Source organism: Asticcacaulis excentricus CB 48, from assembly GCF_000175215.2.
GTDB classification, from domain to species: Bacteria; Pseudomonadota; Alphaproteobacteria; order Caulobacterales; family Caulobacteraceae; genus Asticcacaulis; species Asticcacaulis excentricus.
In genome coordinates this window covers 1,042,604-1,055,661 of the sequence record NC_014817.1, presented here as the reverse complement: position 1 = coordinate 1,055,661, position 13,058 = coordinate 1,042,604, and the positions used below count along the sequence as shown (strand labels likewise).

At 60.6% G+C, this 13,058-nt stretch carries 7 protein-coding genes; 6 read left to right on the top strand and 1 reads right to left on the bottom strand.

Features of this window, described 5'->3' with window-relative positions; genetic code table 11:
• Positions 1-2: 2 nt before the first annotated feature.
• A complete protein-coding gene (locus ASTEX_RS16440; protein ID WP_245532557.1) occupies positions 3-2,522 on the bottom strand; it encodes a glycoside hydrolase family 31 protein in 2,520 nt (839 codons plus the stop codon).
• Positions 2,523-3,149: 627 nt separating this feature from the next.
• Between ASTEX_RS16440 and ASTEX_RS16435 the strand changes: the two genes are divergently transcribed.
• From ASTEX_RS16435 to ASTEX_RS16405, 6 genes are all read left to right on the top strand, one after another.
• Entirely contained in the window at positions 3,150-6,521 is a 3,372-nt protein-coding gene (locus ASTEX_RS16435) for a TonB-dependent receptor (RefSeq protein ID WP_013480763.1), read from the top strand.
• A gap of 198 nt (positions 6,522-6,719) precedes the next feature.
• A complete protein-coding gene (locus tag ASTEX_RS16430; RefSeq protein ID WP_013480762.1) occupies positions 6,720-7,325 on the top strand; it encodes a CC0125/CC1285 family lipoprotein in 606 nt (201 codons plus the stop codon).
• A 438-nt stretch (positions 7,326-7,763) separates the two neighbouring features.
• The gene (locus ASTEX_RS16420) at positions 7,764-8,453 is read left to right on the top strand and encodes a DUF6445 family protein (protein ID WP_013480761.1); all 690 of its coding nucleotides are present in this window, start codon (positions 7,764-7,766) and stop codon (positions 8,451-8,453) included.
• Positions 8,454-8,535: 82 nt separating this feature from the next.
• Positions 8,536-10,077 carry a tryptophan halogenase family protein gene (locus ASTEX_RS16415; protein WP_013480760.1) on the top strand — a complete coding sequence of 514 codons (1,542 nt, stop codon included), beginning with the start codon at positions 8,536-8,538 and terminating at the stop codon, positions 10,075-10,077.
• Between the two features lie 4 nt (positions 10,078-10,081).
• Positions 10,082-11,536, top strand: a complete 1,455-nt coding sequence (locus ASTEX_RS16410; RefSeq protein WP_013480759.1) for a tryptophan 7-halogenase — start codon at positions 10,082-10,084, stop codon at positions 11,534-11,536.
• On the top strand, positions 11,533-13,041 hold the full coding sequence (locus tag ASTEX_RS16405) for a tryptophan halogenase family protein (RefSeq protein WP_013480758.1): 1,509 nt from the start codon (positions 11,533-11,535) through the stop codon (positions 13,039-13,041). The genes ASTEX_RS16410 and ASTEX_RS16405 overlap by 4 nt, the downstream gene beginning before the upstream one ends.
• Positions 13,042-13,058: the final 17 nt, after the last annotated feature.

Here is a 13,058-nt window from a genome sequence, read left to right as displayed (position 1 = left end):
TGTTAGCGCAAGCGTACGCGCAGCGGCTGCCCGGAATAGCTGACCTCGGTTCCTTTCCCCGGTGCCAGAGGCGGCTGGTCCGGGGAGAGGAGATGCAGGCGTAACCGCTTGTGCTCGGCCATGCCGTTGAAGCGGCCCTGCCGTGCCCCGATGTGCAGTTCGCCGTTTCCCTCGTCCCACTGCAGGGCGATCCGACTGCGCGCCCCGCCCTCATAGTCATAGGTCAGGCCGTCATCCTCATAAAGTTCGAAGCCGCCGTTGCGGCCCGGGAAGACGAGAATATCCAGCGCCTCCCCGGTCAGGTCGGCAGTGGACTGCGCGACAGGCCCCAAGGGCAGGACGCTGCCCGCCCGCACGTGCACCGGGATCTGAGTCAGGGGGGCGGGAACGCGGTGTGTGCTGCCGCCGGCGCGCTGCGCGCCGCTCCACAGGTCGAACCAGCCGCCCTCGGATTCCGGCAGATAGACCGGCCACGCGCTGACCCCCGGCTCGATGACCGGCGCCACCAGCAGATGGTCGCCGAACATGTAGCTGTGCCTCTGATCGAGCGCCTGCGCGTCACGGCGGAAATCGAAGACCAGCGGACGAATCAGCGGCATTCCCGCCCAGTGGGCCTGCGCCGCCAGACTGTAGATGTAGGGAAAGAGGCGGTAGCGCAGGTTGAGATAGGTGCGTGCCACGCCCTCCACGGTTTCGCCATAGCGCCAGAATTCGGTATCGGTCATGTAGCCGTGCACGCGTTGCAACGGCAGAAAGGTGGCGTACTGGAACCAGCGGATGAAGCGCTCATGATAGGCCGGGTCCGTATATTGCGACGGCCCGGGACGGAAGAAGCCGCCCGCATCGACCGTCCAGTAGGGATAGCCGGCGCTGGCCATGTTGAGACCGGCGGGAATTTGACGCTTCAGCGTCTCCCAGTCATTGCCGATATCGCCAGACCAGGTGGCGGCGGCGTAGCGCTGCTGACCCACAAAGGCGGAGCGCGTCAGAATGAAGACGCGGCGGTCCGGGTAGTCGCGTCTTTGCCCTTCATAGACGGTACGCGAGACCTGAAGTGGGTAGCTGAGTCGCACGCGCTCACCCGCCCCGGCATGGGTTTGCCGTCCGACCAGATCGTCATTTTCAGGCTCCGTCGCGTCCTGCCACCAGGCGTCAATGCCCAGCGACGCCAGACGCTGGCTCTGATTTTGCCAGTAAAAGGCGGCGGCCTCCGGGTTGAAAAAGTCGATCCAGTCGGTGTCGGGGATATAGAAGCCCTTATCGGCCATAAGCTGACCCAGCTCGGCCTTGCGATCGACCTTCGACCACACCGACAGCATCAGGCGCAGGTCCATCCCGTGCAGGGTGTTTATCAACGCCGCCGGATTGGGATAGTGCGCTTCGTCAAAGCGCATGGCGTTCCAGCCATGCTTCCCCCAGTACTGCCAGTCCTGCACCATGACATCGACGGGCAACTGCCGCCGGCGGAAGTCTTCCGCCGTTTCGAGGATCTCCCGCGAAGAATGGAAGCGCTCCCGACAATGGAGGTATCCATAGGCCCATTTGGGCAGAATCGGGGTCGCTCCGACCAGTTTTCCGTAGGTTTGGAATATGTCTGCGGAATCGGGCCCGGCAATGACCACATATTCGATGGCGTCGGCCACGTCGGCGCTCAGGACGGTTGTGTCCTGTGCACGCTCATAAAGAAGGGCGGGCGCGTCTTCGGCATTGGCCTTTACGCGTAAGGTATGCGGTCCGGCGGTGAGGTCAGCCAGAAAGCTGGTCGTCGGCGGCAACCACAGATTGGTCAGGTCCGTATAGGGCTTGCCGTCAATTTCGACGTAATGGCGCGAAGCCATCTTGCGCCCGATATCGAGCTGAAAGGCATAGCGCCCGGCCGCGCTGAGGTGGATTTGCGCCTCGAAGACCGCCTCGGTACGTTCCTGTCGCGCATTGCCGCTGCCGGTGGTGACATCAACCACCTGACCCTGGGTCGCTATATCCACCTTTTGCAGGACGACGCGTTGTGACGGCGCGTTCAGTTCGCACTTGCCGCTGTTCAGCCAAAGCAGGCCATAGCCGCGGCTCGACAGCAAAAAAGGCAGGCTGATCTGCGTGTTGACCTGAGTCAGGCGGCGCGGAAGCTGGCGCAGATTGAGCGCGCCGTCCTGAAAACAGCCCGTACCGTAAAGATGTTCATCGGCAGGTGATTCGAAGGTCTGACGGGCGATAAACACCGTATCCGCCCCCAGTTTCGCAGGGGTCAGACGGCGCGCCTGCGCCGTTTCGCTGAGTAAAAGGTTATCCTGACCATCGAAGAATCGCAGGAGGCCGTTCATGTCGATGTCGCAGCGGATGCCTGGCAGGCGCAGACGGACCCGCCCTGCGCTTCGCTGCTGACCCGGCACAGGACGGTGGCTTTGCGGGAGAAGCAAAGGCTGGGGATCGCTGGCGAGACTCTGACTCGCCTTCGCAAAACGCACATGAAAGGCCCGATCGCTCAGGGCCGTGAGCGACAGCGTCCCTTCCGGGGTCACGGCCATGTAATCCGCCTGCCTCCGGGGGGCGCTCAGGGTCGAGCCGGCGGTTGCAGACAGGGCCGTAGCGGCAATTCCTCCGACTAATAGCTGCCGACGATCGCAAAGGCGCTTGGACGGATCCGCTTTTTCCACAGGATATCCTTGTTCTTGATGTGATGAGGCCAGATGCGCGCCCTGATTGTATATTTGGCGGCCGCTCAACCTTGCCAGGCTATGGCTTTACCGCTGTGGGGCCTACATTCACAACAATAGTGACCTGTAATCAACAGCATAGATGTTCATTACAAAAATTTTACATAGCCACCGGGCAGCCTATAGCCCCCCTGAAAGACGCATGATAAGGTTGTCATCGAGGACGTGACAGAGCCAAGGTGCCGAAACAAAGTGTCGCAATCCGGCAACTCACATAATATTTGATAAGTTGTCCGACCTTTCCCATTGAAAAAATGGGACCGCTATCATACCGTCGTTACGTTCATACGTATTGGGTGCCAACAAGAGGCAATTGGAAGGGGTTACAGCCCGGCACGTTAGTACATCAGAAAAAGTCAAAAAATCGCATCCCGTTCTACGGGAGCACAAAATACCTCGCGACCAAAGTAGTCAGTCGAGGCAGGGAGAGTTTAAAACATGAAACCAGTGAGCGGCACTATTGCCCGTAATCAATCCGTCATGTCTGGACGTCAGGGCCTGAATGGTAAACTGCTCGGCTCTACAGCCTTGGCCGTGGCGCTTCTGTCGTCGCCGGCCTTTGCTCAGGACGCGGCCAAGACGCCCACTCAGGAAGCGGCCCAGGATGACGTGCAGACCGTCGTGGTGACCGGTATCCGCGGCGCTCTGCAATCCGCCGCCCAGATCAAGCGCAAGTCGGCTACCTTCGTAGACTCCATCACCGCCTCGGACGTGTCCGCCCTGCCGGATCTGTCGGTAGCCGAAGCACTGCAACGCGTCCCCGGCGTGACTGTGACGCGCTTTACGCTCGGTGGTAGCCCCGACTTCCCGTCGCCTGAAGGGCGCGGTAACCTGATCCGTGGTCTGGGCTTCGTCCGTTCGGAATTTAACGGTCGTGACGCCTTCTCGGCCAATGGTGGTCGTGCGCTCGACTGGTCCAGCATCCCGCCGCAGCTTGTCGGCGCGGTCGATGTGTTCAAGAACTCTTCGGCGGACCTGATCGAAGGCGGCATCGGCGGCACGATCAATCTGCGCACGCTGGAACCCTTTGACCGTAAGGGCTATTTTGCTTCGGTCTCGGCGGATTTCAACTATGGTGATCTCGCCAAGAAGTGGTCGCCCTCTTACAATGCCGTGGTCAGCAACCGTTGGCAGACCTCGGTGGGTGAATTTGGCCTGATGGGGTCGTACTCAACCTCCAATCTGAAGTCGATGATCCATGGTTGGCAGCAGCCAGCGCCGATCCCGCGCGGTCCAAATACCGGCAACGCCTTGGAAACGAACGAACCATCAAGCGTTACCACCATCGTTCCGGGGAAAACAGTTGGGGCGATTCTGGGCTTCCAGATGCGCACAAATGAGGTCGAGCGCGACCGCTCCAGCACCTACCTCGCGGCGCAGTGGAAAAACGACACCATGCGTCTTACCGGTAAGTACATTCGGGTCGTCAATGAAAGCCAGGGCCTGGAATATACGCTGGAATCCTTCCCGGACGGCGGCAACAACCAGCGCTATTCTGTCACCAATGCTACATTCGACAATACCACCCTGTCGGGTTTGAACCGCTGTAACGTGCCAGCGGCCAGCGCGACTCGCCCTGTGGACTATTGTGAAACCCAGTTCCCGATCAATGGCGGCCTGATGACCTCAGGACTGGTTACCAATGATTTCGATAGCTGGACCGGGGCCTATGGCTTGGGTGTTGCCGTTCTGGGCATCGGCAAGACCGAGCGAACCACGACCGAGGATATCAGCCTGAACTTCAAGTGGCGTCCGTCTGATCGTCTGTATGTCGAAATCGACGCACACAAGACGACGGCCAGCGCTACAGCGAACGAAATGTGGGGTGGTTCGCAAACCTATGCCAACGCCTTCATTGTGCCGGGCCTCGACAATCCGCAAGTGACGCTCACTGCCGACCCGCGTACCAAAATCAATGCGGGCCAGATCGCTGGCAACACTGTTGTCGGTACGGACGGCAGCGGCAATTCGGTCTATCGGATCATGCCGGGCTTCCAGAAGGGCATGAACGACCCGAACGCCGCCTTCTGGCTCTATGCCGGTGAAGGGCACCGCGACGGTGACGGTGAACTGACCGCTGTGCGCGCTGACGTACAGTACGACTTTGAGGCAGATTCATGGTTCAAGTCGGTCAAATTCGGCGTCCGTCACTCAGAACGTTCGCAAACTAATAAAGAAATGGATGTCAACTGGGGCAGTATTGCTCCGGCATGGGAAGGGACCGGTCTCGGGGTTTTCTCGTCGCAAAAGACTCCTGCCTATGATCAGAAGGATTTCAGCGACTTCTATCGGGGCGGCGTTCTCCAAGGGCCGAACACTCAGTTCCTGGTCATCCGCTCCGACCTGCTGCTCGACCCGGTTGCCATGCGCAACTACGTTTATAACGAGCCGACCTTCGTCAATGCCGATGGCAGCCGTAAGTCGGGCTGGCGCACCCAGCTCGGTGCCGACGGTAAGCCAAACTACGATCCGGCGCGCGTTTCGGACATCGTCGAGACCACGAACAATGCCTATCTGATGCTGAACTTCGGTAAGGAGTTCGACAACGGGATGTCGGTTGACGGTAACTTTGGGGTCCGTTACACGACGACAGACCTCGATTCGAGCGGCTTCATGGCTTATCGGTCGATCGACGCCGATGCGCAGACCGCGTCAACCACGGACGCTCCTCGCACAGCAGACGCCGAATCGCGTGACTCGGTTCAGGACTTCCTCCCGGAAACGACGCGCTATCTTTGTCCAGGTCTGCCGGCGACGGCGACACCGGCGTACTTCGCCGCTTGCCCTGCGGGTCAGATCGGCAAGTCTGAGGCGCGCACGGTGTCGGTGAAGGATGACTCCTACGTGCTGCCGTCCTTCAACATGAAGTGGAACCTGAACAAGGACATGCTGATCCGCTTCGGTGCCAGCAAAAACCTGAGCCGTCCGAACGTTCAGGATATGCGTGCGGCTCAGCAGACAAGTGCGGTTACAACGCGTGTCGCGTTCCCGACCATCACTGACACAACCGACCCGCTGTATCGCGTCGACCGCGGGGCGCAAAACATCACACTTGACCAGATCCGGGTCACGGGTGGCAACCCACTCCTAAAGCCGACGACGGCGATCAACTATGACCTGTCCTTCGAATGGTACTTCCAGGGGGGTACGGTCTCCGCTGCGGTCTTCAAAAAGGACCTGAAGAATATCATTCAGGGCGGTGACTACACCCTCGGGTCTATCAAGCTGGATGGTAAGACGGTTAACGTCGTTTACGGTGGTCCGGTCAATGCCGATCAAGCCAAGCTGCAAGGGATCGAACTGGCCTATCAGCAGTTCTACGACTTCCTGCCGGGCTGGATGTCGCACCTCGGTCTGCAGACCAACTTCACCTATATCGACTCTAGTGCGACCCCGCCGCCGGCCTATATTGACGCCAATGGCGATGGTGTACCGGACGACTTTGGTACAATCTACCGCTTTGGCGTAGACGACCTGCTGGGTCAGTCGAAGTACATCTTCAACGTGGTTGGTATTTATCAAGACAGCAAGTGGGAAGGCCGTCTGGCTTACAACTGGCGTTCGGAGAACCTGACCTCCTATCGTGACTACATCACCGGCGACCCCATATATAACTCGGATGTCGGTTTCCTCGATGGTTCGATCAAGTACAATGTCAACCGTCAGTTCCAGGTCAGCCTGAACGCCTCCAACCTGCTCGATACTAAGAACAAGGCGGAGGCACAGGTTAACAAGAACGGTGATCGCGTGGGCCGCTTCAGCTTCCTGAACGACCGTCGCTTCGTTCTGAGCCTGCGTTACCAGTACTAACAGTCGCGGCCTGAAAACCCCTTACAGGCAGGGGGCGGAGTTTCTCCGCCCCTTGTTCGGACGGGAGTAAAGGTGTTTAGCCGCAATGATTCAGGCGGTGCACTACGTGCGGACATCAGCCCCAAGGGGAGCGAATAGCTTTCTGTTTTGGTCAGTGTGTCTGCGCTGCACATCGCTCCGAGCGAAAGGGAGCTTCTCATGAAAATATTGGCCAAACTGGCTGTTGTCCTTGCTTTGGGCACGGTCGCTGTGATGCCCGGTGTGGTGGCGGCCAAACCGCCGGTTTATAAGGCAGCAGGACCCAATGGAGGTCTGGGCTATACCAATACCAAAGTCGAAGAAAACCGCTATGTCATTACCTACACCGGGGACGCGCGGATGAAGGCCGATGTGGTGGCGAATTACGCCCTGTTGCGGGCGGCTGAGTTCACCACGGAGTCGGGGCATGAGTGGTTTGCCGTGCTCACGACCTCGGTCAAGGAAATCGAAGTCGGCAGCGCCGAAGACGTGGCGTCACGCACGGGTGCCTTTATCGGCAATGTTACTGCCAGCAGCGGAGCAGGGTCTAACCAAAGCGCGGGTAGTGACAGCAGTATTCCGATGGGCCCGTCAACGGGCGGCTTTGGCGGGGGTGATGTGCCGCCGGCGGTGCTGGAACGCTGGAAGCCGAGAAAGGTCTCTCAGGCCGTCCTGCTGATTCAGGTCGGCAGTGGTGATCAGGCCAGCTTCCCCGGGGCGACCAAGCAACCAGAAATCTTCGAAGCAAAAAAGACAGCGGAAGAAATCCGTGCCTCCGTTAAGTAATTTTTATTTTATTATTCGGGCGCGGCTTTAGTTTAAAGAGCCGAGCGCGATTTTTCTCTATTTCCAAAACATCGAATAGTGGTGTTCCCGATATCATTTCAGTATTTTGCGTATTCTTTGGCCGATGTAAAATAATGCAAAGGTATCGTTATTTGCGTTGAAAATATCTAAGATGATTGTTATGAATTTGTTGGCAGCAATTTGCCTCCCAAATTGACATGCCGCTTTTTCATACTGCGCCGCGCTACCACAGGCGCGGCGTTTTTTTTGCATATATGCAATGTTTCGACAAAAGGCCTGTTGAAATCCTGTAATCTGGGAATATGTTTCTTTAAAAGATAGGTGTTCCCGCGCATCGGTCGCGTGTACCGGGTGGGGGCGAACAGCGTTCGCCCCTCTTGCCGACGGGCCTGAGGGTATTTGGGAGGTAGAGTGTGTATGGACGTAAAGGTGCAGCATATCGGGCAGACCGGGGCGCGGGTGGTCGTCATCGACGACTTTCTCATCGAAGCGTCACGCGTCGTCGATATGGCGGCGGCGTGCATGCCCTTTCCGCCCGAAGGTCAGACCGCTTATCCGGGGCGGCGGCGTCATATCGGCCCCGGAGATCCCGCCTCGCCCTACGTGATGGGCGTGTTGCAGAAGTTGGCGCCCGTCATCGGGCAGGCCTTTGATGTCAGCGGTTTTGGCATCGTCGAAGCCAGTTTTTCGTTGGTCACCACGCCCCCTGACGCCCTTAGCCCCGTTCAGCGCCTGCCGCATTTCGACTGGGCCGATCCGCGTATGGTCGCGGTGCTGCATCACCTGCATCATCTGCCCGATACTGGCACGGCCTTTTATCGCCATATTGCCAGCGGCATAGAACGCGTCGATGCCGAGAGCGCGCCGCGTCTTCGCCAGGCCATGCGCGATGAAGACGAGCGGATGGGCGTGTCGCCAGGCTTTGCGGCCGAAACCAATGACCGGTACGAAAAGATATTTCACGTCGAAGCCCGCTTCAACCGCCTCGTCATCTATCAGGGGGCGCTGCTGCATTCCGGCTATATCCCGCCCGATTTCACCTACAGCGACGATCCGCGCACCGGGCGTCTCACAGGAAATATTTTCGTGCGGCTCAATGACACATAGCTCGTCCGGCCACCTCACACGTAACACTAGTCTTTCAAACCCAAAAGCCCCCTGATCTCTCAGCCTCCACAGGACCCCTGCGATGCGTGAAAACCCGGAAGCGATCAAAAGCATCTGTATCCTTGGCGGCGGGACGGCGGGCTGGATGGCGGCCTCGGCTCTGGCGCACAAGCTACAGAGCTTGCCGGTATCCGTGACTCTGATCGAGTCCGAAGAGATCGGCACGGTCGGGGTGGGTGAAGCCACCCTGCCGCATATCCGCAGCTTTAACGCGGCGCTCAATATCGACGAAGTGACCTTCATGAAGGCCACGGAAGCGACCTTCAAACTGGGGATCGAATTCTGCAACTGGGGGCGTATCGGCGACCGCTATATCCACCCCTTCGGCGACTATGGCACGCCGATCGACGGCATCCCCTTCTATCAGTACTGGTTGCGTCTCAAACAGATGGGCGAGGCGGGCCGCCTCGATACCTATGCCTATCCCATCGCTATCGCCGAGGCCAATCGCTTTCGCCATCCGGCCAGCGACCCGGCCCAGATCGAATCCACTTTCGGCTATGCCTATCAGTTTGACGCCGGTCGCTATGCGGCCTTCCTGCGCCGCTTTGCCGAAGGGCACGGCGTGATACGCCGCGAAGGCAAGGTCGTCGATTGCCAGTTGAACCCTGACAATGGCCATGTCGCGGCGCTGACGCTCGATAATGGCGTCGTGATTGAGGCCGACCTGTTTGTCGATTGTTCGGGGTTTCGCGGCCTCTTGATCGAACAGGCGCTGAAGACCGGCTATGACGACTGGAGCCAGTGGTTGCCGTGCAATCGCGCCGTCGCGGTGCCGACGGAATCACGCGGCGGCTTGACACCCTTCACCCGCGCCACCGCGCTGGAGGCCGGCTGGCAGTGGCGCATCCCGTTGCAACACCGCACCGGCAACGGTCACGTCTATTGCAGCAGCTTCATCAGCGATGAGGCCGCCCATGCGCGTCTGCTGGGCAATCTCGACGCGCCTACGCTGGCTGATCCGCGTCAGCTTTATTTTACGACGGGCCGTCGCCGGCAGTTCTGGAACCGCAATGTCGTGGCCATTGGTCTGGCTGCCGGCTTTCTGGAGCCGCTGGAATCGACCTCGATACACCTCATTCAGGAAGGCATTACCGAGCTTCTGCAAATCTTCCCGGACAAGCATTTCCGGCAATCGGACATCGATGAGTATAACCGCCGCATGGGCGTTAATTTCGAGCGGGTGCGCGACTTCCTGCTGCTGCATTACGTGGCGACGCAGCGCGACGATACGGAGATGTGGCGGTATTTCCGCAACATGACCCTGCCCGACAGCCTAGAGGAAAAGATTCAGGCCTGGCTGACGCGCGCCCACCTCATTCGCTATGAGTTCGGCGTCTTCCTGCCACCAAGCTGGGTGGCGGTGATGCTGGGGCAAAACCTGATCCCGCGCCATTATGATCCGCGCGTCGATCGCCTGTCATCGGACGAGGTGCGCCGGGCGGGGGACGCCCTGAAACATCGCGTGTCCGCGGCCGCGGCGGCCACGCCGGATCATGGGGCCTATATCCGCAAGATGGGCGCGGCCTCCGACACCGGCCCGCTTCTTGCGAAAGGCGCGTAAGACCATGACGTCTGCAAACCTGCATGTGGTGGTCTGTGGCGGCGGGCTGGCCGGTCAGATGGCGGCGGCGGCGCTGGGGGCCTATGCCTGCCCGACCCTGACCGTCACCTGGCTGAGTGAGGGCAAAGACCCCGACACAGATCTGTTTTACGGCCATCTGGCCCCGCCCGATGCCTACCGCTTCAATCTGGGGTGCCGGGTGGCTGAGCCGGACCTGATCCTGCACAGCCAGACGGGCCTTTCCTTCGGCACACACTACCGCCTGTGGGGGGCGCAAGGGCTCGACTGGGTGCAGGCCTTCCATCAGCCGTTGCCGGTGCTGGAGGGCGTTCCGTTTCATCACTATCTGACTCAGCAGAGGCAGGCGGCGCTCGAACCCTATCTGGTTTCGGCGCTGGCGGCGCGGCGTGGCGCCTTTGCCCACCCGCCCGAAGAGCGCAACCATCCTTTGTCGCGTGCCGAATATGGCTATCATTTCGAAGCGGCCGATTACGGTCAGCGGTTTGAGCGTGCGGCCCTGAGCGCCGGGGTGCGCCGGATTGAGGCCTTTATCGCCGCCGTGGATGTGGCGGACGGGCATATCCGCGCCGTGCAACTGAGTGACGGTCAGAGTCTGACGGCGAATCTGTGGATCGACGCCAGCGGGCCGCACGCCACCCTGTTGTCACACCTCGTCCCCGAAACCCGGGGGCAAAGGCGGCTGACTGTGCAGCAGACGCGATCCGACGCGCCGCCCCACACCGGCGGGGTGACGGTGGTGACCGGAATGTCCGATGGCTGGCAGGCCCAGACCCCGCTGCGCGCCTCTCTGCTGACCCTGACCGTTACTGATCCCGACAGCGCCGCGACCGCAGACGCTTCGGCGCGCACGGCCACGCTCGCCGTGTGGCAGCGCCGTGCCGCCTGGGCGGGCAATTGCGTCGGTATCGGTCAAGCGGCCTGCGTCGCTGAGCCCCTGACGCCCGCCCCGATGATCCTGTTGCAGCGGGATATTGAGCGGCTGCTGGCCTTGTTGCCCGTGACGCCGGACCTATCGGTTGAGCGCCGGGAGTTTAACCGTCAGGCCGAGGCCGACTACGCGCACGCCGGTCTCTTTATGCGCGCCCTGTTCACCACCGCGCCGCGGGATGGCTCGGCCTACTGGCAGGGAGCGACGGCGGAGCCAGAGGAGGCGCGGCTTCGCCTCAAGATCGAACAGTTCGAAAGTCGCGGCCTCCCCGTCGCCTTCGACCTCGAACCCTTTAGCCGCGAAGACTGGCTGATCCTGCACTACGGCATGGGCCGCCGGCCCGCCCGCTATGACCGCACCGCCGACCGCGCCGATCCGGCCCGCGTCGAGGCCTATCTGGCCGCTCAGCGCCGCGACATCGACGGCGTGGCCCGCGCCTTACCGCCGCACCATCAGTATCTGGACGGCCTGACCGGCTATCTGCGTCAACAACAAGGACAAACCGCGTGACCTCGTACCTCAAGGAGATCGTGATTCTGGGCGGCGGGTCCGCGGGGTGGATGACGGCGGCGGCCCTGTCCAGTCTGGTCGATCCGCAAAAGGTCTCGGTCGTGTTGGTCGAGTCCGATCAGATCGGCACCATCGGCGTCGGCGAAGCCACCATACCCGACATCATCAACTTCAACCGGATGCTGGGGATTAGCGAAGACGCGTTCATGAAGGCGACCCATGCGACGTTCAAGCTGGGGATCGAATTTGTCGATTGGGGGCGCAAGGGGCAGGCCTATATCCACCCCTTCGGCACCCACGGCGTCGATATGAACGGCTTTGACTTCCACCAATACTGGCTGCGGGCGCGGCAGGGCGGGAATACCCACCCGATTGACCACTACAGCATGAGCGCCGTCGCTGCGCGTCAGGCGCGTTTCGACCTGCCCCCAGCGGGGGAGAATTCTCCGCGCGCCCATATCCGCTACGCCTATCATTTTGACGCTACCCTCTATGCCCGCTTTCTGCGTAATTACGCTGAACAACGCGGGGTGCGCCGCGTCGAAGGTAAGGTCGAGCGGGTCGTCCAGAACCCCGGTAGCGGCGATATCGAGGCCCTCGCGCTCGACAATGGCCAGACCCTCACCGGCGAGTTGTTCTTTGACTGTACGGGCTTCAGCGCCCTGTTGCTGGGCAAGACGCTGGGTGTTGGCTATCACGACTGGAGCCACTGGCTGCCGTGCGATGCGGCGCAGGCCGTCGCCTGCACCCATGCCGGGCCGCTTTTGCCCTATACGCGTTCGACCGCCCGTCCCTCCGGCTGGCAGTGGCGCATCCCCACCCAGTCGCGCACCGGTAATGGCCATATCTACAGCCGCGCCTTTATGGACGATGGCGACGCGACGGAGATACTGCTGGCCAATCTCGACGGTGAGGTGATCAGTACGCCGCGTCAGATCCGCTTCACCGCCGGGCACCGCCACACCTTCTGGAAAAACAACTGCATTGCGATCGGCCTGTCCGCCGGTTTCCTTGAGCCGCTGGAATCGACCTCCATCTATCTGATTCAGGAGGGGATCAGCCGCTTCATCGCCCTGTTCCCCGATGCCTCCCTGCCGGTGGTGGTGCGCGACGAATATAACCGCCATATGCGAACCGAGTTCGAGCAGGTGCGCGACTTCATCATCTTGCACTACAAGGCGACCGAACGCGACGACACGCCCTTCTGGGACTACTGCCGCAATATGACCATCCCCGACAGCCTGACGCACAAGATCGAGCTCTTCCGCACGGCGGGCCGCACCTTCCGCTACGAAGACGAGCTGTTTGCGCGCACAAGCTGGGTGGCCGTCTTCCTGGGGCAGGGCATTGTGCCGCACACCTGCGATCCGGTCGTTGCCCATGTGCCGTATGACACAGTGATAGGCAGTCTGGAGTCGATGCGCGCTGCCATGGCCGCCGAAGCCGGGCGCATGCCGACACACGCCGCCTTCCTGCAATCCTACTGCCCCGCTGTGCGGGCCTGAGACCGAGTAACCTGACC

Bases quoted from the DNA above. Each gene is read 5' to 3' on its own strand.
- ASTEX_RS16415 (WP_013480760.1), top strand. From the start codon at position 8,536: ATGCGTGAAAACCCGGAAGCGATCAAAAGCATCTGTATCCTTGGCGGC.
- ASTEX_RS16430 (WP_013480762.1), top strand. From the start codon at position 6,720: ATGAAAATATTGGCCAAACTGGCTGTTGTCCTTGCTTTGGGCACGGTC.
- ASTEX_RS16435 (WP_013480763.1), top strand. From the start codon at position 3,150: ATGAAACCAGTGAGCGGCACTATTGCCCGTAATCAATCCGTCATGTCT.
- ASTEX_RS16420 (WP_013480761.1), top strand. From the start codon at position 7,764: ATGGACGTAAAGGTGCAGCATATCGGGCAGACCGGGGCGCGGGTGGTC.
- ASTEX_RS16440 (WP_245532557.1), bottom strand. From the start codon at position 2,522: ATGGCCGTGACCCCGGAAGGGACGCTGTCGCTCACGGCCCTGAGCGAT.
- ASTEX_RS16410 (WP_013480759.1), top strand. From the start codon at position 10,082: ATGACGTCTGCAAACCTGCATGTGGTGGTCTGTGGCGGCGGGCTGGCC.